The organism is Bacillus songklensis, assembly GCF_042649685.1.
GTDB classification, from domain to species: Bacteria; Bacillota; Bacilli; order Bacillales; family Bacillaceae_H; genus Bacillus_BA; species Bacillus_BA songklensis.
On sequence record NZ_JBHRZT010000013.1, the window covers coordinates 15,173 to 37,502 of the forward strand.

The following is a 22,330-nucleotide window of genomic DNA, read 5'->3' on the forward strand; positions in this document are numbered from 1 at the left end:
TTGCGACAAACACAAAAAAGCGATCTTTAGAACGATTGATAATGAAAAGGAAAAAAACCTTTAATCATACCATTCGATCCAAAGACCGCGTGTAGTTTTAATAATTTAACCGCTGACCGTAAGTCGCAATAAGTAATAAAAAGAAAAAAATTACAAGTAAATTAAAGCATTGTTGTAAAACAAATACAATATGTTAAGATGGTTTGATTTTCAACTTATAATAACACATTTAAAGTTTACACTTCGAAAAGTTGACACCCTAATGCAATACTCTAGTAGCAGTAGTAAATTTAGACGGATTATAAGTAGAAATTTTCACTACATCACCCGTTTGCGGGGCATGCATATATTGCCCGCCACCAATATATATGCCGACATGATAGGCAGGGTTACCTCTGAATACTAAATCTCCTGGCTGTACCTCATTCAGAGAAATTCTTGTACCAACATTTTGCTGGTCACGTGACGCTCTTGGAAGATTTATGCCAACTGAACGAAACACATTTTGAGTGAATCCTGAACAATCGAATCCGCTTGGTGTTGTCCCGCCCCAAACGTAAGGAACCCCCAAATATTGTTTTGCTGTCGCAATGACCTTATTTGCCACTCCAGAGTTAGTTAGAGTGGCTGCTTCGACCGATGGTGTTGATTTTGAAGCTTTGGTTACTAAAGATTGCTGTCGAGTCTCTTGTTCAGCTTTTTGGACTTGTTGGACTTGTTGGACTTGTTGGGCACGCTGTTGGGCTAATTGTGCCTGTTGTGCTCGTCGTTGTGCCTCTTGTTGAGCCAGTTGATCCTGTTGATTTTTTAATGTGTTTTTCGCTTTTGCTAATTCTTTTTCAACTTCTTTTTTATCTACTTCAATCTTTTTTTGTTCAGCCGCTAATTTATCTTGGCTCTTTTTTAATTGGTTGTACTCATTTTGTAATTTCTCCTCTGCTTTTTTTAACGCTTGTTCTTTTTCATTTAAACCATTTAGTAAGTCTCTGTCACTTTCCATAATTTGTGAAATCGCAGTAAACCGAGTTAAAAACTCAGAAATATTATCAGACGAGAGCAATAATTCTGCGTAAGTAGCGATTGACTGTTTTCCCTCTAACTGAATGCTTCTTAGTCGTTCAGAATAGACCTTTTTGTGAGCATCTAATGCCTTTTTGGCTTTTTCAATTTCAGCTTCTGTTTCTACAATTTTTTCATGTTGTCTTTTAATATCATCGTTTAGTTTTTGACTTTCCTCCATTGCTATGGTGATCCGGTTATCTAATTGTTGAATCTTTGTTTCAAAGTCATCGATTTGTCCTTTTGTAGCATCTATTTGGCCTTTTGTCACTGGTGAATCTATTGGACTTGCAAAAGTAGCTGTTGCCTGAATCATAGTGGCGAGGATGGCAGCCGATACCGTACATTTCATTAATTTTTTCATCATTACAAAATCTCCTCTTATTACCTGTAAATTCCATCTATATTACTAGTTTATATTCCAAATGGCCTAATGACAATGATACAGTCAATAATGTAATATAATTGTAATTTCATGTAGAAAAATTTGTAATATAAAATCATACACATACAAATAGCGACAAGGTTCGACCACAACATCTAGTAGAATAATAGTTATCATTAATATTGTAATATTGTTGTAATCTTTGGATACAAAACCTAAAATTTAAAGACAGTAGACGTTGATAGCTGGATCACCGTTGTGGGGGGAATTTTTTTGGAAAGTATATTAAATGAATCAGTGAAAGAGAAGAATAAACAACGGGGAAATACATTGAAATGGTTTATCAAATGGAAGTTTATTACGGCAAGTATCCTCATTATTATTGCACTCCTACTTGCGGCAATCAGCTATTATCAGGCAAACCATTTCAATGCAAATGTCAAGATTAATGGAATAAAAGTTAATGGATTGACTGCTGAGGAGGCACTTGAAAAATTAAAAACCTCCGAATTAAGAAACGTAGTCTATGTCGGACAACAACAAATTTTAGATGGAAAAGATACGACGATGGAATTTACGGATAAAGATCTGTCAGGTGTCAAAAAACTATTAAGAAGCCAACGGACCTTTTTCCCCTCTTCAAAAGCAAAAAACTATTCCTTAATGCCAGGCAATCAGGATTCATATCGAAGCCAAGTGATGAAAAAACAAATAGAAGAAAGACTCTCAGACATGAACAAGAGTTTAAAGGCACCTAAAGATGCGGCAGCTATTCTGGAAGATGGTAAGATTATCGTCTCGAAAAGTATTGATGGGAAACAGTATGATGTCGCCAGTCTATTAAAGAACTACGAAAAGCATGAATATACTAGTGAAATCCACCTAAGTCCTGTATTCATACAACCAATCAAAGAAGGCAGTCCGATTGTAAAGAATGAAGAGAAAAAGCTGCAGGAACTCCTTCAACGAACCGTTGATTATAAGGTACAGGATAAAGTTTATACGTTAAAAGCCAGTGAATTAATTAAAAATGCCACTGTGTCAAAAGATATGAAGGTTACGATTGACCCAGGCGATATTAAAAATAGAATATCTGAAATTAATCGTTCTCAATCTACATTAAACAAATATCTCAAATTTAAGACCCATTCAGGTGCCGTCATTTCGGTAAAAGGCCAAGGATATGGCTGGGCATTAGATGTGGAAAAAGAAACATCACAGATTCAGGCTGCTCTTGAAAAAGGAGAGAAATCGCTTTCTGCTTCTAATATTTACGGACATGGCTGGAAAAATGAGGGCTACGGTTACGAAACGACCACGAACAACGGCATTGGCGATACGTATGCTGAAGTGTCCATTGCAGAGCAGCGTATTTGGATTTACAAAAAGGGAAAATTAGTCGTCTCAACGAATGTCGTGACCGGCAAACATAGCACCGGCGAAGATACATCACCAGGTGTGTGGTATATCCTCTACAAACGCTCATCGTCCACACTCAATGGCAGTAGAGTAGGTAGTGGGGAATATTCCGTTAAGGTCAATTATTGGGCTCCATTTACGAACAGTGGACAAGGCTTCCATGATGCCAGCTGGAGGGCAAACTGGACAAGTAATGCCTATCTTAACGCAGGATCGGGCGGCTGCGTTAACATACCACCTAGTATGATGAAAAAAGTGTATGAGAATCTCAGTACATACGAGCCTGTAGTCGTATATTAAGAAAAATCAGGAAATCTCCCGATTTCCTGATTTTTTATTGTAACTAACTGTAATACCCATGTAGCTTTGGAATAAAGTTTGATTAAAAACTTCTTACAAATCTGCATTCTATGGTAAACAAAAAGAATCCATTTTGAAAAAACGATTGATCAAAATGGATTCTTTCTTTGCGATTGGGTGTTCAGTTTTTATAAAAAAGTTTAATCATTTTCTACCTATGTGTTCTACAATCGCGCCCTTTAATGGAACAAGTATCTTTCAATCTAACCCTTTTAATGCCCCCTGCTTTTTTCGAAAGATTCTTTTATATATTTTCCCAATTAACTTAACTGTTTCATTTACCCAATACGAATATAAATGTCTTTCCACTGGAAGTACATAATAATTTATTTAGAGATTCAATAATTCTTCATTCTTTTATCACAATTAAATTTTACAATAATTACTGTTGTGTATGTTATTATTCAACATTTTTTCACATTTTTTATCACGAAATGGCTTCTCTAAATAAAAGAAATACTATAGTATTAGCGATAGAAAAAATGATTCTAGTGCTATTGAGAGGTGGGAAAAGTTGTTACCAGTTGAACGACAACAACAAATTTTAACATGGTTAGAACAAGAAGGAACATTGCGTGTTTCAGATATTAGTAAAAGATTAAAGGTCTCAGAAATGACAGTTTACCGAGATTTAAAACCATTAATCGAAGAGCAGAAAGTATTTAAAACATCTAATGGTATTACTCTTACTGCTCAAAACTATATTTCTTCTAATCGTTGTTCCTATTGCTATAAGGATTCAAATACGAGACTGTCTGTTCAATTGATTAAAAAGAATCAACAAGTAGAACATGCATGTTGTTCTCATTGTGGTCTACTTCGATTTCAGTCTATAGAAGATACCGTTTCACAAATTATTTGTCGTGATTTTTTGAGAGATACAACAATAAGTGCTAAAACAGCGACATTTCTACTATATGCAGATATTGACTTAAATTGTTGCCAACCACAAGTTATTGCATTTGAATCTCTTAAACAAGCTAAGCAATTTCAATTAGGATTCGGTGGTAAAATACATAGTTTTAAAGAAGCGATTCAAGCTATAAAGATTGAAATGCTTAACTCGGAGTGTTGTCATTCGTAAAAAAAGAAATTAAAAATATGGATCTTCAGGACTTACAAAAATCTAAAAAAATGAACTACGATATTACTCATAATGGAGGTTTCTAATGAAAAAAAGCAATTATAATCGTTTTTGGCGATGGCATTTCTATGCAGCATTTTTTATTACACCACTACTAATCACATTAACATTAAGTGGTATTGGATATTTATTTTATACAAATGTAGAAAATAATGCTTATCATCATTTATTCTTTGGAAAAAGCGGAAAAAAAGAACAATTAACTATAGATGAAGGCATTGAGAAAGCAGTAGAGCAATACAAAGACTATTCAGTCTCAAAGGTTATTGTATTAGATAAGCCGTATAATACACGCTTAACTATGACAAATAAAGATGGCGATCAAAAGTATGTATTTTTAGATGATAATTATCAAATAGTCGGTAGTCAAAATGCAAAGTATACATTTTCAAATGTAATGAGAAACATTCATAGTTCACTTTTTGTTGGTGGAACTGTTGTAAACTACTTAGTTGAATTAGCTGCATGTTGGGCAATCTTCTTAATGTTTTCTGGTATTTACATGACATTTAAGGGAGGGGCATTAAAGAAGAAACAGAATCCAACAAAGCGACAAAAAAATAAAAAATGGCATGCATTAGTGGGAACCGTTATTACAATTCCAATGATTATTATTATTTTTACCGGATTACCATGGTCTGCATTTATGGGCAATTTTATTTACTCAGCAGCTCAAGAGCATCCTTCTATTGGAATTCCAACATTACAACAACAGCCGCCAACTTCAGATATGAGTGAGATTCCATGGGCTACACGTAAAAATGAGGCACCAACATCCAGTCAATCTCATAAACATCATGGAGATATGGCTAATATGCCAGAAATGTCAAATAACAGCAGTAAGTTAAGTGTCCAACAATTAATGAATAAGGTTGAGAAAGCGCATATTACAAAACCATATTCAATTATTTCCCCAACAACTAAAGACGGTGTGTATACAGTATCTAAAGGTAGTAATACTGGTGTAACAGGCTTAGATGTTAGCCCCTATGATGAAATAACAACCTATTTTGATCAGTATAGCGGAAAATTGATTTCGAAAGTGGGCTACGACGAATATGGTATACTAGCAAAATGGTTTACATGGGGTATTCCATTGCATGAAGGTCATTTATTTGGTTGGCCAAATAAATTAATTAACTTAGCTGTTTGTCTATCTTTTCTATTCGTCATTTTTTGGGGATTTAAGACATGGCTATCTCGTAAAAAAGAGAGTTCATTATCAGCTCCGCCAAAAATATCAAGTGGTATTTCGATTAGCTTCATTGTATTCATGGTGATATTAGGGGTGATTATGCCACTATTTGGGCTTTCTCTAATTTTGGTAGCTATTATTGAAGGTATTATTTATTTCATTAATAAAGGTAATAATAATGTGACCATTGCTAATTAATGATTCTAAGAAAAGAATATTACTCTATTTTAGAATGAACATGTTTTGATAGATGCATAAAGGTTCTCTCTATATCCTTCCCTTAAAAGGTCTAGTCAAAGCATAGTTTGATTTTATAGAAAAAGACAGGCAAACTCCTGTCTTTTTCTTCGTTTAAAACATAATGACGTGTATTCAAATACAGATTCAATTTCCATTATGATTATAATTTGATATAAACACCTCATACTATTAAAATTAATTGTCGGAAAGGTAATTTCACGCATTTACAGACTGTATCATACTAAAGTTTATCGAGCACTCTTTATCTAGTACAACTTCAATTTTCTGCTTTACCACTATTTTTGGTACGGTCACCACCACTAATCTTAAACTGCACGTTAGAATAACCCTTATTCAATTATCTGGACCGATACATAAAGAACGAGCACAATTCTTGTTACAGAATTGCGCCCGATTGTTGAAGATCGTTATTAAAGTAAAGCACCCGTTCGTTTAAGTACATTTCTTCACAATCTGACCATTATGCTAGATAATTTAAAGTGAAAAAATTACTTTGATTAATCTATATAGTGGTACATCTTCTACTTGTTTCCACAGATATATTTAATGCATCACCAGAGGCTATATGTTGATTTCAAGCCATGTAAACAGAATTCTTAATAGCTTATTTTATTTTTGCTACAATTTTACCCTTAACATGTCGTTCTGAAAGACGGGATAAGGCATCTGGAACCTCCTCAAGGCTTATTATTTCTTTTAACATAGAAGAAATTTTCCCTTCATCCACTAGCTTAAGCATTTCATCTCCCATTACCCCTAGGTCTTGTTGAGCCTTATGACTACTGGATTGGTGTGCTGCACCGAGGGCAATTTCATGATACGAAACCGATTTTGTAAAAGGCTTTATTTTTGTGAAATCAGGTGCACCTGAAATAAAAACGATGTGTCCCAAAAAGGCTAGGGTATCTAATGAATCCGTTGCACTTTGTCTGCTTACTGCATCTACCACTGCATCGACACCGCGTCCATTCGTAATCTCCATCACTCTTGCGGTCACATCTTCTTCATGGTAATCAATGACATAATCTGCACCAAGTGATTTTACATATTCATGGTTATGACTGGATGCAGTGGAAATCACCTTTTTGCCTGCATGTTTGGCTAATTGAACACCAAATCCTCCTACTCCGCCAGCACCTCCGTGTATTAAAATGGTTTCAATTTGTTCCATTGGGAGTTTACGGAATAACGACTGGTATGCCGTGTACCCAGCTGTCGGCAAAGCAGCCGCATCCTCAAACGTTACTTCATCTGGAATTCGAGAAACAGTATGGGCGGTGGTTACAGTATATTCTGCATAGCCACCTTTCTTTGTAAGGTCTCCATGATAGACTACTCGATCTCCTTTTTTCCACTCAGTGACCCCTTCACCAAGCTCTGCCACTATACCTGCTACGTCTAAACCAAGAATATGAGGATAGGACCAATTCGGATTGCCCCCAGTAGCTGTTTTATAGTCAACAGGATTTAACCCAACCGCATATACCTCAACTAATATCTCTCCAGGACCGGCCTTTGGTGTTTCCACTTCTTCTACCTTCATCTCTTTCCATTGACCTTTTTTACGTAATAGCAATGCTTTCATTTATCTCACCCTTTTATGTACTCTTAATAAGTTTTGAAACAAAGTATATATTATATACTGTTCAGGATGAAAACAAGAAATATGATTTAGTTGACCTTAACGTTATTTCGTGTTAATTTGTATATGCAAATGAAGAAAAGGATTGATTACATGAATAATGAAGAAGAACAAGTATTAATACATTGTCTTTACTTTACAGCCAGCCGGTTTGCTCGTAACATTACAAAATTAGCTGAAAAAACATTTGATTTTGGTGACGTTGCTCCTTCATATCTTTACATGATTATGATTGTAAAGTTTCATCCAGAAATCACACAGAAAGAATTATGCCACAAGTTATCTATTGCGCCTTCCACAAGTACGAGGTTTATTGATAAACTTGAAAAATTAAAACTAGTCACCAAAAAAATGGATGGAAAGCAGACGCTGATTTCTTTAACGGATGAAGGAGAAAAAGTGTATCACCAGTTTCGGGTTTCTTTAAAAGAATTGTTTACCAGTTATTCCAAAGTCTTAGGACGCGAATTCAGTAAAGATTTAAGTAAAATGCTTCACGAAGCGAGCAATAAGTTAGAGAGAGAGCTGTAATTTTTTTTACCCCTTCATTTGCATATACAAATATATTGGGAGGCTTAATTATGGCAGAAAAGATATTACTAATTGTTGGTGCTGGTCCAGGGATTAGTTTAAATACAGCAAGGAAATTTGGAAAAGAAGGCTTTAAAGTTGCCCTGATTTCCCGCAGTATGGAGTCATTACAGAAATATGAAAATGAACTTAAAAATGATGGGATTGTAGCAAAAGGATTTCCAGGGGATGTCTCTTCGGTAGAATCTTTAAAAACAGCCATTGATAAGGTAATTAAAACTTATGGAAAAATTGATGTACTTTTATACAATGCTGCTTCAGGAAGACCAGGCAAACCAACAACATTAAGCGTTGATCAATTAGTGGAAGATTTTAAAATCAGTGTAGCTGGAGCTCTTACTAGTGTTAAAGAAGTGATTCCCTATATGCAAAATGGAACCATTTTGTTAACAGGCGGCGGATTAGCTCTTAACCCATATGCTGACTATTCTTCATTAGCGATTGGAAAAGCAGGTATTCGTAATTTAGCATATAGCTTGAATCAAGAACTTAGCCCTAAAGGGATTTATGTTGGAACTTTAACTATCAAAGGTTTTGTTAAAGAAGGAACTTACTTCTCATCTGAAAATATTGCTGAAACCTTCTATCATATGTATGAAAACCGAGAAGGTGTAGAAGTTACTTTTGAAGAAAAGTAAAAATTTTTAATACAACATTTGTATATACAAATATAAAAGGAGCTTAATCATGAAAAAAACTTTAGTTATTGTTGCACATCCCAATTTAACCACTTCAGTCATCAACAAGACATGGAAAGATCGACTAATTCAAGAAACCGATATTACTGTTCATGATTTATATGCCAAATATCCAAACGGTAATATTGATGTTGCCTATGAACAACAATTGCTTCTTGAACACGAACGGATTGTTTTTCAATTCCCATTCTACTGGTACAGCAGTCCTTCTTTATTAAAGGAGTGGCAGGATGTTGTTCTTACTTACGGTTGGGCATATGGGTCTGAAGGAACAAAATTGCGTGGAAAAGAGTTTATGTTAGCCATTTCAACAGGCGGACCTGAGGCAGCATATCAAGCTGGTGGATACAATCTTTTCAGCATGAGCGAATTAACCAAACCATTCCAAGCAACATCTAACTTGACCGGTATGCGGTTCTTGCCCACTTTTACAAAGCAGGGAGTACGTTTCTTAACGGACGAACAAGTTCGCGAAAGTGCTGAAGAGCTGGTACGTCACCTGAAACTTAACTATTAGGAGAATAGAGTCCTTGTTGAAGAGTATTTTGCAACTCACCAACAAAGGGTCCCAAAATGGAGGAAACAATATCAAAAACATCAGCAGTTTTGATTGCTGAAATTGCTACCATAAGGTCGATGTCAAAACATAAGTATAAAGGATTTTTGCGTTTTCCCTAAAAAGTTTAAAAAAACCTTGACCTCAACTTAGGTTGAGGTTGTATCTTTTTATTTGTATCTAATCAAAATAAACATTGGAGGAAATAAATGATGACAAAATTCGCTTTTGTAACAGGTGCTAATAAAGGTATTGGGTATGAAATTGTCCGTCAATTAGCAGAAAAAAATTATCACGTATTTTTGGGTGCTCGCAATGCAGAATTAGGGCAGAAAGCTGTACAATCTTTAGGCTTTTCGAATATTTCGTTTGTTCAAGTCGATATTTCGGACACACAATCCATTCAAAACTCAAAAAATAAGATCCTTGAAGTTACAGACCACTTAGATTTGTTAATAAACAACGCAGGGATTGCACTAGATTTCAATATTTTACCTACTGAATTAAAGTTAGAAACGCTGCGTGAAGAATTTGATGTTAACTTCTTTGGAACATTTCAAATGATCCAAACCTTTTTACCACTAGTAAAAAAATCTCAGAGTGGAAAAATAGTAAACGTCACAACCGATATGGCTTCGCAAACCATGTTTGACAATGGTGAAGTTCATCCACTAAATATACTAGGCTATAATTCATCAAAAACCGCTGTAAATTCTTTAACACTAGCCTTTGGTAAAGAATTTGGCACAAACGGTCCTGAAATTTTAGGTGTGACACCTGGTTTTACTACTACTGACCTTAATGGAAATGCTCCAGGGGGAAAAACAACTGCGGAAGGTGCACAAATAATTGTTAAATACGCCTTAAGCGAAAAAAATTATAATGGTAAAATTCTTGATAAAAATGGGATTATTCCATGGTAAACACTATAGGTGAAATACTATGAACTATACTATTGGACAAATTGCAAAAATGAATCATTTATCCATCTCTCAATTACGTTACTATGATAATCAAGGACTTTTCCCTTTTCTCAAAAGAACTGAAAAAGGGGATCGAGTTTTTGACGAGGATGCACTTAAATTTCTGGATATTATATTATGTTTAAAAAATACCGGAATGCCAATCAAGGACATTAAACAGTTTGTTGATTGGTCAATGAATGGGAATGATACCATCCCTCAACGACTAGAAATGATGAAACAACAAGAAATTAATGTTATACAACAAATTCGTGATACCGAAGAAAATTTTAAAAAAATACAACAAAAAATTTCAAGGCTCGAAGGTGAAATACAAAACTGATTGAAAAAGACCAACGTAAACCCCGGTTGGTCTTTTTTGCTAATAACCAGTAAAGATATCTTTTTACACAACTTATATTAGAAGGTAAAAAGGAGTTTAGAAATACCTCTAAGATCCTTCTTTAACATACCTAAACCATTAGTGGATAAGGATAAGTGTTGCCGCAACAACCCACGCTAATCAACCTGCTTCGTTTGTTTAAGTACATTTCTTCACAATCTCCATTATATATTAACATAAATATCCAAACCCCTTTGTAAGTGATCTTCGACAATCTGGCCCTTTAAATGTAGAAGAGCACTACCCTTATTCAAGGATAGCGCCCGATTGTTGAAGATCGTTATTAAAGTAAAGCCCCCTTTCGTGCAAGATAGGATATTATAAAAAGGCATAACATCTACACTTTTTTTACATAATTTTATCATTTTCTACATATTTACTTAACAAATCGTCAGTACACTTATAATCACACAGGGTTGATTTCTAGCTGCCGAGACTGGACTCCGGCTAGAGATTGGCTAAATAGTTTTTTCTTACTAATTATTCAAATGTTCACAGAATAAAAGGTAAACAACTGGTAATATAAACATCATTGTATTAATCATAATCCCTAACTTACTTATACCACTTCTTTGGGTATCCAAATACGAAAGAATAATTGTGATAGGAGCAATAAACATAGGAGATATAATGAGTGCTATATGAAAGTTTTCATTTAGCCTAGAAAAAGCTCCTGTAAAACAATTCATAAAGAGAACCCATTGTCCAATCCCTATTACAATGGAGCAAATACCTATAAGAGAAGATGCAGCCTTTTTTTATATCTAGCTGTGGAAATCATAGTTGTTCCCCCTCATCCTTTAGTTGTTCAAAACTTCACCGTTTTTTCTCTATTTTTTGTCTATGCATGTCACAAAATGGCTTATTTTGACTTCCCCAACGCCAATAGATTCATTTTACCAGTTAAAAACGCTATCATTTTAAAAAAAGTTTCTACAATTTACGACATTTAACTTTATTCTGATCATTTATTATGTCGATTTTTGTATTTATCATCAAACAAAAAGCATTTGTAGACAGAACGTTTTTTAGAATTAATCTTTAGGAAATAAGGTGATGTGCAATGAAATATTTAGGAAAAGTCTTCTATAATGGGAAAGGTTATAATGTACTGTTCAAATATAGTTCTGGTTATTGGGAAATTAGGGATGAAACAAAGAACTTATACTCGGAAATTGGATTGATTCACTATTCTAAATTAACAGGTTCTCATAGTTAATATAGGGGTCGTGGCTTATTTCTTTTTGCTTACTAAAAAGGAAAAGGCTGCCGCAGCGGCCTTAACTTGTTTAACTCTAGCCCCTGTTAGTTCAACAAGGAAGTCAAAAAGATGATGGAGTCACTGAAAAAAGTCCAATTGCTAATAGCTGAATTTTGTAAAAATCTATTTTTAACTTAATTTATAAAACCATAAATTTTTCGTAATTTAGCTATGGAGGAACTACCTAACCTGAACAACCTATGCTTAAAGTCAAAGGCTGCTACATGATGCTTTTCGTCAGTTTTCTTTGAATGGCAGGCCATTTGACATAACAACAGTTGACTATTTACTTCCTCTTGCTCATCAGTCCTTTTCACATAGTGATACTGTCCATCACAATCTTGCTCACGTGCCTTGCAGTTATCTTTTAACATTAATGTCAAGTATTCATGAATTCGTCTTTTTAAATGGTCTATTAGGCCTGGTCACAGGGTTGCTGCTCTAGACCGCAAAGTAACAAATAAATGGGGAACTCATGGAAAACACAGGAGCAAAGTACATGCTCCTTATGTTCTTTTTAGGGTCTGTTTCTATAGCTTTATACATGATTTGTGAGTAATTCCTTAATTGTTAGCATTCCCTTTTCCATTTCTTCAAAACTTGGATATGCGAAGGATAATCGAATTGTACGATGATTATCATTATATATAAATCCGGGATTTATCAATACACCGGAATTTAAACATTTCTTGAATAGTTTTCGTGTATCTATGTTGTTATTAAAAGTAACCCATATGAAAAATCCACCCGAAGGTTTTGACCATGTTGCATGATCTACCAAGTGCTGGTTTAGTAGGTGTAATAGAAAATCTCTTTTCTGTTTAAGTCGGTTTCGAGTTCTTTCTATATGCTTTTCGTATAATCCCGAAGACAGCAATTCTTTTACCAGCATCTGTGACGCATAGCTAGAGCCGTAATCAATTTGCATCCTTAAATCACTAAGGCGCTTTATAACACTTTCAGGACCAACCAGCCAACCTATCCGAAGACCGGCTGCAATTGTTTTTGAAAAGCTTCCAATATACAACACCTGTCCTTGTTGATCGAATGTTTTTAAAGGTGAGGGGGCGGGCTCATCGATCCATAAATCCCGGTAAACATCGTCTTCAATAATGGGCAACTGAAAGTATTGACATTTTTCTATAAGTAGTTTCCTTTTCTGTAATGACATAATTGTTGTAGTAGGGTTTTGAAAGGTTGGGTTCACATACAGAGCAGATAGATTATTCTTAATATTTTGTTTAGATAGTTCCTCTACGTCAAAACCATTTTTATCTACAGGAATCGGTTTTAGTTTCATTCCAGCAGCACGGAATAAATAGATAGAGTACAAGTAAGATGGACTCTCTATAAAGACTGTTGACCCTCTTTTTAATATACCGACTGAAAGGAGTTTTAGTGCTTGTAAAGCTCCAGAAACAATAAGAATGGATGAGGGAGAAGCGTGTATGCCGTGTTTCAACAGGTTCTTGCTGATTTCTTTTCGTAAATGTATATCCCCAAGACCATCCCCATAACCAAATTCATGTAACTGACCAGAAACTTTCTCTGCTGTTTTAGCAATCTCAGAATGAGGAAACAAATCGATCCCTAATTCTCCCTTACTTAATTGGATAATATCCTTTTGATTCTCCATCTCATTGATGAGTTGTACAGTATTATCGCTAGAGGGGTATAATGCCCATTTTGAAAGCTCCTTCCAGTCAGGTGGTGCACTAGCAGTCAACAAAGACCATTGATTATTGACAATGTATATTCCACTGCCTGTTTTCCCTTCAAGTAATCCTTCAGATTTTAATATTTCAATAGCTGTGATCACAGTACTTCTGTTCACATTAAATTGTTTTGCCATTTCTCGTTGAGTTGGGAGTTTACTTCCGACGGGCCATTCCCCTTTTGCGATTTTCTCCCTAATTAAATGAACGATTTGAAGATAAAGAGGTGTTTTACCCATCAAATTAATCCTCCGAATCTGAAATTCTAATTGGTTGGTTTTTATTCCTTTAAATTGGTTGAAGATTTCCATTTCCTATTATTTTATTATAGCTATGCAATCAATTCTATCAATTCACACAAGGGGATGAAATTATGAACAAGTTACAAAGTAAAGGTTTTAATCGTTATCAACTTGCAGATATTTTATCGTATGAAGGATTACAACGAGATTTGGCAGAGCTTACAAAATGCTTTGAAAACCTACCGGAAGATCCTTATGCCAAAGGATTAAATCGATTTCGAAGATATTCAAGAGCTGTCATACTACCGATTCAAGATAGCATTGAATGGTTACCGAGTATTGAGGTTAATGGGGAAAGATATTCAGAATACTTTCAAGGAAGGTTCAATCCAGAACATGTAGATTCATACAGAAAATTCTCTTCTCTAACTATGGCTGCACAAGAAAATGAGCTATTGAAGAAAATTATTCTGTTTGACTTTCACCAAACATTTTGGAGAAAAGAAGATATCTTATTGCCAGTTCATGTGGGAGTCCACTTTGTGAAATTATTGGTAAAAAACAATAATGAAAAAGCTGTTTCATCACCAAATAATTTACACCAAGATGGAGAGCCATTCACTTTTGCTCATCTTATTAAAAGAGAAAATGTCATTGGGGGCATCAATGCTATAGCAACCCCGAAAAATGCCGGTAAGCTTCCTTCTGAAATAGATAAACAAGAATTACATGCTACGTTTGAGATTTCAAATCCTTTAGATTCTTATGGTGTTTATGATCCAATGGTAAGCCATTATGTAAGTCCTGTTGAAAAAGGAATTGAAGATAAGCCTGGAGTAAGATCGGTTATTTTAATTGATTTCCAACCAACAGTGGTAGCAGATGTTGATGAAAATAAGAACATACCAGATATAAAGCAAATGGTAATGGTTTAAAAAATGAATTGGAAAGTACTATTTGCTTACAGTGTTACCATTCTATTATGGGGATCAGCCTTCCCGGCGATTAAATTTGGACTCCAATCTTATAGTCCCGAGCATCTTGCAGCCTTACGCTTATTTATAGGTGCTATTGGATTAGTTGTTTTTGCAGTTGTCCGAAAGATAAGGCTTCCTGATGTAAAAGATGTACCGGTTATTTTATTATTAGGCTTTTTAGGATTTACTGTTTACCATACAGCCTTAAGTTTTGGGGAAAATTCAGTTAGTGCTGGGGAATCCAGTTTAATCGTTTCAATTACTCCTATTTTTTCAGCCATTTTAGCTACCTTGTTTTTAAAAGAACGATTTCCGAAAATAGGATGGCTTGGTTCCATCATAGCATTTCTAGGGGTGGCGATGATTTCTTTCGGAAAAGGTGATTCATTGACCATGTTACCCTTAGGGGCTTTATGGATTTTAACTGCGGCACTAGGTGAAAGCTTTTATTTTGTATTCCAATCTAAGTATCTCAAAAAATACGGTTTTCTTCCTTTCACTGTTTATACCATCATTGCTGGTGCCGTATGTATGTTGTTCTTTTCACCTGGATTAGCTGGAGAAGTATTAAGGGCTTCTGCATCGTCGACATATGCTGTACTTTATTTGGGACTTTTTCCAACCTTAATACCATATTTCGCTCTTGCCTATATAACCTCAAAAGTAGGCGCTTCCGAAGCAACTAGCTCTCTTTATTTGACGCCAGCGATAGCACTTATCATTTCATGGGTTTGGTTGGGCGAAATCCCTACGTTACTGTCATTGGCAGGGGGAACCTTAACTTTAATTGGTGTAAGTTTATCAAGTTTAAAAGTAAATAAGGTCCAAGATATGACAACCGATAGGAGAAAGGGTTATACGGATTTATAGCAAATAAATACATACAATGAGAGGAGAAATACGATGAACAAAGAGTATGTCTTTACATTAACTGATGTTGAGCGAGAAATTTTGCGACTGGAGCTCGATCAAATCCAATATGATCCTACTGGGTCAACTAATTATGTAACAGAAGTTAGAATGGCAGCGCTAAGGGCCATGCCTCGGCGAATTATTCAATGTCTTGATGAGCAGAGGGCTTCATTAAAACCATTGCCTTATATAGTTTTGGAAAATCTGCCAATAGATGATTCTGTCCTGTATACTCCACATCCACAGGTGTTTACACCGAAGGCTAAAACGGGATTCATCAGCGAAAATTTAATAATGGCAGTTGGAGCCTTAGTGGGGGAGCCATATTCAATGCTTCATGAGGGGCACGATATTGTGAATAATTTGATCCCTTCTAAAAAAGAAAAGAAAGAATATACCGGTCTTGGATCAGAAGTTGAGTTGGATTTCCACATAGAGAACGCTGCTTTAAAGTTTATGGGAGGCATGAATTTTTCTCCATGTGGTTTGATCCTTATGGGTGTACGTCATGACCCAGAACGACCTCTTACCAGAGTTTCCGATGCGCGTGAGGCGCTAGCTCTCTTATCGCAAAACGATATTGATCAACTGTCACAGCCACTATATCATATCAAGGTTCCATATCGTTGGCGTTCATCTATACCGGGTGAACTGCAAGAAACGAAGTTAGTGCCACTTATTCAGGGTGAAGTGGACCTTCCAGAAGTAGCTGTTGCTTTCTATCCTGACATGGTTAGGCCTATCAATGATTCAGCAGCTAGTGCTTTGAGTAATTTTCATGATGCAATCCGTAAAGTATCCTTTGGCGTTGATGTAGCTCCAGGCCGTCTGGTGTATGTCGATAATCGGTTTACGTTGCATTCTCGTGATTCCTTTAATCCAAGTTTTGATGAAAAAGGAAACCCACTTCGATGGGTGCAACGTGTTATCGTAGCTCCTAATCTATGGAACCACCGAAATCTTAACCAAGTGAAAGAACGTGTTTTTAAGCCTGTTTTTGAACCAGTTTCGGTTTAAATCTCATTAGTTTTTAATTGCAATAGAAACGGCTTACAAAGCATTCAAGAAAGGCTGCAAATCGCTTGTAAAAAAGCATGCAGTCTTTTCCTTGTTGTAATACTGAGTGGGATTTTCTAGAAAAGTATTCTATAGTAAATAAATATAAAGGTTTTGGACATTTCGAAGCTGTTTTCATTTTTGAAGAAAGGAAGGTACTTATGAACTTGCATTCAATTAATCAAAAACATACATATAAATGGATTATTCTTTTTATAGCAACATTTTCACAAACTTGTGCCACATTTGTAACTTATGGGATGGGACCGTTAGCAGCCTTTTACCAAAAACAGTATAGTTTATCCCAGTTTGAAACAGGGTTAATCGTATCAGCAGTAAATATTGGCCCGATTTTTTCAATGCTTATTTTCGGCAATCTGATGGACAAATATGGAGAAAAGTGGGTAGTTGGGATAGGCTCAATCCTTCTAGGGATTAACGTTTTAACAGCTTATACAACCGACAGATATGTATTATTGTTAATTATTCTTACGTTTGTAGGAATATGGTACGGGACGGCCCAGCCAGGAGGAAGTAGCGCAATTATAAAATGGTTTCCTAATAAACACAGGGGACTAGCAATGGGAATTCGTCAAACAGGTATACCTATTGGTGGAGCTTTAGCATCAGCCTTCTTACCTTACTTTTTTTACCGATATGGTTTATCTTCAGCGATTTTGGCGCAAGCAATAATGGCTATTTTAGGTGGTTCAATTTTTCTCATTTTTTACAAAGATCAAACAATGAACAAGAATCCGAAAGAGCAGTACAGATTTATGGAAAAAATAAACAAAATAAAAAACAATTCTGAACTTTATCCCGTATTTTTTATTGGCATTACAATGGTTTCTTTACAACTTATTATCGTAGCCCATTTAATGAGTTACCTTACTAATACATTACAAATAAGCCTAAATCTATCTGGAGTTTTATTAAGTTTATCCTTAGTAGGCGGAATGTTTGGTAGAATCATATTGGCATGGCTCAGTGATACCATATTTAAAGGAAATCGAAGTAGACCTTTACAACTAACCATATGGTTAACGGTAGTAACAATAGTTTGTTTGGTATTTTTCTCAACATCCATCCCTATATGGCTCATCAGTTTATTATGCTTTCTTCTAGGGTTTTTAGGAATAGGCTGGTTTAGTTTATTTATTGTTTTAATATCAGAAAAATCGAACCCAGACTTTATCGGATTAACAGTGAGCTTTGCATTAACTTTGAATCAGATATTTATTGTTATTTCGCCGTCCTTGTTTGGAATTCTAGTCGATTATTTTAAAAGCTATAAAATCCCCTTTTTTTTACTAGCGTTATTCATATTTATTGGGGGTATATGGTTAAGAGTTACAGAACGTAAAAGCTTTAAAAGCCAAGACGTGAGCGTATCTACTAAAAACTGATATGAGTAAAACCCTGGCTATGTGGTACCCGGTTGTTATGGGAAAAAGGAGTATTTTAAAACAGCTCTGGAAGGTAATAGGGATTATTGTTCATACTTTTAGATGTTATTAACCGCAGCTGCCTTCTGGCAGTCTTTTTGTTTGCTTCAGCAAATCCAATTTTCAAACTCTGGGTCGATATTTATAAATGGGACATGGGGGTTGCTGCTATAGACCGCAAAGTAGCAGATAAGTTAAGAGATGATGATGGGGAACACAGGAGCAATGTGCATGCTCCTTATGTTGTTTCTAGAGTCCGTTTCTGTATCGCTCTGTATAAAGAGCCTTGTGAAATACCGGTGCCATCTATAATTTCTTTTACAGAGTATTCCTTACTGTCATACATTCGTAAAGCCAAAGCTACTTTATCCTTGTCAACTTTCGGTCTTCCAAGCTTTTTCCCACGCTTCTTACTTGCTTCCAATCCCTCTTTTACCCGTTCAGCGATGAGATTCCGTTCCAATTCAGCAATAACGCACATCATTTGAAACATAGCCTTTCCCGTTGGCGTTCGTGTATCCATATTCTCTTTCAAAGAAACAAATTGCACTCCCATATCTTCAAACTCTTGAATGATAGTTAAAATATCGATCGTTTTACGACCTAAACGTGAGATACTCTCTACAACAACAATATCATTTGCTCGGATTACATCAATTAAGGTCTGCAGACCTTGACGGTCTCTCACCGTGCCAGTGAATTTCTCCTCAATTATTTTTTCGCAGCCATATTCCTTCAGCATGCTAAGTTGTCTGTCTAAATTTTGATCAGTCGTGGAAACGCGAGCATATCCAATAATCATAAAAGCCTCCTGTGCAATAGTATGATTTTATTGTACAGGAGACCTATTTTTTGTAAAGGTATTTGGTAATATTTTTGGTAATAATTTTTGGTAAACTATAAAGCTAATGAAATTGGATACATACTCCATCGGAGTATGGTGTTACAAAAAATATGGTTTTTGGTAACGCTGCTTACTTATGAGACTTTTAGATTGATTGGAATTCTTTTATTCATATTTAATTTAAATGTACCATAAGGATTTACATGGTTATAGAATAAAGGCGTTAATCCTCTAAAATCTTCAGAAGTCATTCTCTTTAACCAATACCGGTTGTTATTATAAAGAGTCTCTTGAACCATTAAAGTATTGATGTAAACCAAGCAATTTTGAAGTAATTGAAGTGATAATGTAGACACTTCTTGATCATCTATAGAATTAAAACGAATTTCACTGTTTTTTCCATAAAAAATGTAGCTGTTAACGGAGTTCCATTGCTCAACAGTATTTAATCCTTCATGAATTTCTCTACGGACTTCTTCAAAATGTAAATAATCACATAAGAAAATGGTTTTGATTGCTTTTCCCAATTCACATAAAGCTAGATAAGTTGGATGCTTCGTATCCCTTGTAAATCGCTTTAAAATAGCTTCTGCTGATGCTGTTCCTAACCGTAATGCCGTCGCAAACTTAATAATTTGCTCATACTGTTGACGGATGAGATCCCAATTAATAGGTCGACTTAAAACAGGTTGTAAGTAGGAATACTCCTCATTCGTTCCAGCTTCAGGACGATACAATTTTTGAGAGCCAATATTTTTGAAACGTGGCATCAATTTAAAACCAAGTAAATGACAAAAAGCAAAAGCAACGACACTTTGTCCATGCGTGTCTACATAATTTCAGTCTATTTCCATGTTTGTACAATGGCGAAGAACGCCTTCCATCATAGCTGCAACCTCTGAGGATAGGCAGGTTTTGAGCTGAGAGTAAATGCATGCTGACTTTCGATCTGTATGCCAATAAATCATCACCCCATGTCTTTTATAACGGGGATGCCATTCGGTAAGAAGATTTTGATCCCAGGATCCATAGTGCTTCGAATCGGAAGCACAGGCAGTAGTAGCTTCACCCCATACCTCTTTCATTCGATAGGAAATGATTTGATTAGTAACCTCAGCATTAGCTTTTCGTAAATGATCTTTATGAATAAATTTATTACGAATATATTGGAGTTCACGATAACTATCTAGGTTGTTCCCAGCAGAAACAGCTTTTAACCCTGTATTAGTTCCCAATCCGAATAAACATAGAAGAAGTCGGCGTTGAATGGTTTCTTGGTCCAAAATAGACCGGTCTGCAGTAGTTTTAAAGTGCTTGGTAAAGCCAGTAAGAAAATCCGTTTCTTTTAATAAATCTAATAGATTAATATTGGACCAACGGTTCCTGATTTCCTGTTTAATCATAGATAAATGAGGAGGCTCAGGCTGCTTTTCTAACGGGGTAACACGAATCCATCCCTTATTATTTCTACTGGTAATCGCCACTTTATTGTTGCTCTTATCCTCAAATCCCTGGTTCAATAAATGGAGCTTATCTTTCATTAGTTGCATAATATCCGAAATAAAAGGCTCTACATCAAGTGGGGCTTTTAGCGCTTGGAAATATTCATTTTTGTTTTCTTCGAAATCTTGAGGTAGATCCTCATCAGGGTTTCGGTATCGGTCAGCACCTTCAATCCAAATTTCTTTACATCGAAGACCCGTACGAAGGGATTGTAAAACAGCAATCTCATAATTGATTCTGTTAACCCTTTCTATCCCTTTGCTATCTGTTTCAATAATAATATCCTTCCACTTAGATTGAATGACTCCTTCAATCGGAACTTCATCGCCAATCGCAAAAAAGCGTAGGCTGCTATCACTGTATTCCTGAATAAGTTGAAGAGCTTCAATAATGGGTTGGTGAGATAAATTATTGGATTTAAAAGTAAGGTTTTTTAAGATGTCACAGAGGGATCTCCTATAGTGACCCCGGTAGGAAGAGTGCATCTTTAAATAAATTTTTTCTTTGTACTCCCGGTTATTTGTCGTCATGTCTTTAATGATGTCTCGAATGGTGGAAGGGTTTACAATAGGATATAAAGTATCTTGAATGATGCCATCTGGATGGTCAACCGTTGCTTTTAATAAGTTAAGAATATATTTATTTTTTCCTTGTACTTTTTCTAACTCTGCCACAGCTTCATTACGGGTTGAATTCTTTGCTTTATTTCCGACCTTCAGAATAATTTCATCTAACAGATCGGCTAAATAATCAATAATTTCAGCTTGACGTTGCCAAAATAAGATAGCAAGTAAGGTGTAACGAATTGGCGCTGGGTGTGCACTTAGTTCTGTTACTGTTTCAGTAGCTGCACGAAGTTGATATTTCTTTATTAATTTCGGAGTCAAGTGATCAAATAAACCATCTGATATGTGAAGATGTCGAATAGCCAATAATTTCTCAACTTCCATATCCATTGTTTTTACACTTGGTTTACGAGGAGAAGAAAGTAGATGTCGAAAAGCTAAAATGTTGCTTTCTTCTACGTCGTAATCCCCCTTATTCGAGGATTCTAATAAAGCATTTAATCGGGAGCATGTCTTAGGAGATAATTGCTGATAGGTTTCCTGATAAAAACGCTTTTCAAAAGTATCGATGGCAGAATCAATCATTCGCTTTAAGCTTCCTGTAGAAGGTGGTGCAACCTTCCACTTACGAAAAAGGCTATATGCTTGGTTTGTTAAATATTCTGTATCATGTGTGCCTGTAACATGTTCTTCTAACCATTGTTCCAAACGTTCATTATCTTTACCAGTAAGTTCTTGAAAACCAAAGAAGTCTCTAATTTGTTTTCTATGGTAGGTGTAATTTCTTTCTTCAGCTCCCCAACGATATTCGTCAAATAGATCAGGACATAGCTTGAGTTGCTTTGCAATATACTCAATAACTGCCCTTGGTATGTCGCTCCTTTTAGTCGGGAATCTAGCATCTTGTTGAAAATACTTTAATAACACGGTAAAACCAAGACGACTCGCACCAGTTTTGTTGCCGATTAATTTACGCTCGACATCAACTAATGTAAAATGTTCCAACAGCTCGTCTTCTGTCCAACTCCTTTTCATGTCTGTCTCTCCCTATATATGTAATATTTTTACCTATCGTTAAGTTTAGGTAAAAATGAACAATAAAAAAAGCCTTATTCGGCGTAAATTTCACGTATT

At 35.5% G+C, this 22,330-nt stretch carries 16 protein-coding genes and 1 pseudogene; 12 read left to right on the plus strand and 5 right to left on the minus strand.

Features of this window, described 5'->3' with window-relative positions; genetic code table 11:
* Positions 1-259 precede the first annotated feature (259 nt).
* Positions 260-1,426, minus strand: a complete 1,167-nt coding sequence (locus ACFOU2_RS02185; RefSeq protein ID WP_377911851.1) for a C40 family peptidase — start codon at positions 1,424-1,426, stop codon at positions 260-262.
* A 291-nt stretch (positions 1,427-1,717) separates the two neighbouring features.
* On the opposite strand from ACFOU2_RS02185, the gene ACFOU2_RS02190 reads away from it, so the two are divergent.
* From ACFOU2_RS02190 to ACFOU2_RS02200, 3 genes are all read left to right on the plus strand, one after another.
* Complete coding sequence (locus ACFOU2_RS02190; RefSeq protein WP_377911853.1) at positions 1,718-3,163, plus strand: L,D-transpeptidase family protein; 1,446 nt, start codon at positions 1,718-1,720, stop codon at positions 3,161-3,163.
* Positions 3,164-3,737: 574 nt separating this feature from the next.
* The gene (locus ACFOU2_RS02195) at positions 3,738-4,307 is read left to right on the plus strand and encodes a DeoR family transcriptional regulator (RefSeq protein ID WP_377911855.1); all 570 of its coding nucleotides are present in this window, start codon (positions 3,738-3,740) and stop codon (positions 4,305-4,307) included.
* An 85-nt stretch (positions 4,308-4,392) separates the two neighbouring features.
* Positions 4,393-5,760, plus strand: a complete 1,368-nt coding sequence (locus ACFOU2_RS02200) for a PepSY-associated TM helix domain-containing protein (RefSeq protein WP_377911857.1) — start codon at positions 4,393-4,395, stop codon at positions 5,758-5,760.
* Between the two features lie 667 nt (positions 5,761-6,427).
* Here the strand turns inward: ACFOU2_RS02200 and ACFOU2_RS02205 are convergent.
* Positions 6,428-7,408: a zinc-binding dehydrogenase gene (locus tag ACFOU2_RS02205; protein ID WP_377911859.1), complete on the minus strand. Its 981-nt coding sequence runs from the start codon at positions 7,406-7,408 to the stop codon at positions 6,428-6,430.
* A gap of 150 nt (positions 7,409-7,558) precedes the next feature.
* On the opposite strand from ACFOU2_RS02205, the gene ACFOU2_RS02210 reads away from it, so the two are divergent.
* The 5 genes from ACFOU2_RS02210 to ACFOU2_RS02230 all read left to right on the plus strand — a co-directional run bounded on the left by ACFOU2_RS02210 (position 7,559) and on the right by ACFOU2_RS02230 (position 10,615).
* Positions 7,559-7,996 (plus strand): MarR family winged helix-turn-helix transcriptional regulator, encoded by a 438-nt coding sequence (locus tag ACFOU2_RS02210; RefSeq protein WP_377911861.1) that lies wholly within the window; start codon positions 7,559-7,561, stop codon positions 7,994-7,996.
* Between the two features lie 50 nt (positions 7,997-8,046).
* Positions 8,047-8,694 carry an SDR family oxidoreductase gene (locus tag ACFOU2_RS02215; protein ID WP_377911863.1) on the plus strand — a complete coding sequence of 216 codons (648 nt, stop codon included), beginning with the start codon at positions 8,047-8,049 and terminating at the stop codon, positions 8,692-8,694.
* Positions 8,695-8,743: 49 nt separating this feature from the next.
* A complete protein-coding gene (locus ACFOU2_RS02220) occupies positions 8,744-9,271 on the plus strand; it encodes an NAD(P)H-dependent oxidoreductase (RefSeq protein ID WP_377911865.1) in 528 nt (175 codons plus the stop codon).
* Positions 9,272-9,522: 251 nt separating this feature from the next.
* Positions 9,523-10,233, plus strand: coding sequence for an SDR family NAD(P)-dependent oxidoreductase (locus ACFOU2_RS02225; protein WP_377911887.1), 711 nt, complete (start codon positions 9,523-9,525; stop codon positions 10,231-10,233).
* 19 nt (positions 10,234-10,252) lie between these two features.
* Positions 10,253-10,615, plus strand: a complete 363-nt coding sequence (locus ACFOU2_RS02230; protein ID WP_377911867.1) for a MerR family transcriptional regulator — start codon at positions 10,253-10,255, stop codon at positions 10,613-10,615.
* A 1,859-nt stretch (positions 10,616-12,474) separates the two neighbouring features.
* Here ACFOU2_RS02230 and ACFOU2_RS02235 read toward each other — a convergent pair.
* Entirely contained in the window at positions 12,475-13,890 is a 1,416-nt protein-coding gene (locus tag ACFOU2_RS02235) for an aminotransferase-like domain-containing protein (RefSeq protein WP_377911869.1), read from the minus strand.
* Between the two features lie 134 nt (positions 13,891-14,024).
* Between ACFOU2_RS02235 and ACFOU2_RS02240 the strand changes: the two genes are divergently transcribed.
* The 4 genes from ACFOU2_RS02240 to ACFOU2_RS02255 all read left to right on the plus strand — a co-directional run bounded on the left by ACFOU2_RS02240 (position 14,025) and on the right by ACFOU2_RS02255 (position 18,244).
* The gene (locus ACFOU2_RS02240) at positions 14,025-14,828 is read left to right on the plus strand and encodes a 2OG-Fe dioxygenase family protein (protein WP_377911871.1); all 804 of its coding nucleotides are present in this window, start codon (positions 14,025-14,027) and stop codon (positions 14,826-14,828) included.
* 3 nt (positions 14,829-14,831) lie between these two features.
* The gene (locus ACFOU2_RS02245) at positions 14,832-15,740 is read left to right on the plus strand and encodes a DMT family transporter (protein ID WP_377911873.1); all 909 of its coding nucleotides are present in this window, start codon (positions 14,832-14,834) and stop codon (positions 15,738-15,740) included.
* A gap of 33 nt (positions 15,741-15,773) precedes the next feature.
* A complete protein-coding gene (locus ACFOU2_RS02250) occupies positions 15,774-16,799 on the plus strand; it encodes a TauD/TfdA family dioxygenase (protein ID WP_377911875.1) in 1,026 nt (341 codons plus the stop codon).
* A 200-nt stretch (positions 16,800-16,999) separates the two neighbouring features.
* Complete coding sequence (locus ACFOU2_RS02255; RefSeq protein ID WP_377911877.1) at positions 17,000-18,244, plus strand: MFS transporter; 1,245 nt, start codon at positions 17,000-17,002, stop codon at positions 18,242-18,244.
* A 277-nt stretch (positions 18,245-18,521) separates the two neighbouring features.
* On the opposite strand, the gene ACFOU2_RS02260 is transcribed toward ACFOU2_RS02255, so the two are convergent.
* Both ACFOU2_RS02260 and ACFOU2_RS02265 read right to left on the minus strand, forming a co-directional pair.
* Positions 18,522-19,085, minus strand: coding sequence for a recombinase family protein (locus ACFOU2_RS02260; protein ID WP_377911879.1), 564 nt, complete (start codon positions 19,083-19,085; stop codon positions 18,522-18,524).
* Between the two features lie 176 nt (positions 19,086-19,261).
* Positions 19,262-22,231 (minus strand): annotated as a pseudogene (locus ACFOU2_RS02265) (Tn3 family transposase).
* Positions 22,232-22,330 lie beyond the last annotated feature (99 nt).

Coding starts and splice junctions, on each gene's coding strand:
- ACFOU2_RS02185 (WP_377911851.1), bottom strand. CDS start 1,426: ATGATGAAAAAATTAATGAAATGTACGGTATCGGCTGCCATCCTCGCC.
- ACFOU2_RS02200 (WP_377911857.1), top strand. CDS start 4,393: ATGAAAAAAAGCAATTATAATCGTTTTTGGCGATGGCATTTCTATGCA.
- ACFOU2_RS02205 (WP_377911859.1), bottom strand. CDS start 7,408: ATGAAAGCATTGCTATTACGTAAAAAAGGTCAATGGAAAGAGATGAAG.
- ACFOU2_RS02210 (WP_377911861.1), top strand. CDS start 7,559: ATGAATAATGAAGAAGAACAAGTATTAATACATTGTCTTTACTTTACA.
- ACFOU2_RS02215 (WP_377911863.1), top strand. CDS start 8,047: ATGGCAGAAAAGATATTACTAATTGTTGGTGCTGGTCCAGGGATTAGT.
- ACFOU2_RS02220 (WP_377911865.1), top strand. CDS start 8,744: ATGAAAAAAACTTTAGTTATTGTTGCACATCCCAATTTAACCACTTCA.
- ACFOU2_RS02225 (WP_377911887.1), top strand. CDS start 9,523: ATGACAAAATTCGCTTTTGTAACAGGTGCTAATAAAGGTATTGGGTAT.
- ACFOU2_RS02230 (WP_377911867.1), top strand. CDS start 10,253: ATGAACTATACTATTGGACAAATTGCAAAAATGAATCATTTATCCATC.
- ACFOU2_RS02235 (WP_377911869.1), bottom strand. CDS start 13,890: ATGGGTAAAACACCTCTTTATCTTCAAATCGTTCATTTAATTAGGGAG.
- ACFOU2_RS02240 (WP_377911871.1), top strand. CDS start 14,025: ATGAACAAGTTACAAAGTAAAGGTTTTAATCGTTATCAACTTGCAGAT.
- ACFOU2_RS02245 (WP_377911873.1), top strand. CDS start 14,832: ATGAATTGGAAAGTACTATTTGCTTACAGTGTTACCATTCTATTATGG.
- ACFOU2_RS02250 (WP_377911875.1), top strand. CDS start 15,774: ATGAACAAAGAGTATGTCTTTACATTAACTGATGTTGAGCGAGAAATT.
- ACFOU2_RS02255 (WP_377911877.1), top strand. CDS start 17,000: ATGAACTTGCATTCAATTAATCAAAAACATACATATAAATGGATTATT.
- ACFOU2_RS02260 (WP_377911879.1), bottom strand. CDS start 19,085: ATGATTATTGGATATGCTCGCGTTTCCACGACTGATCAAAATTTAGAC.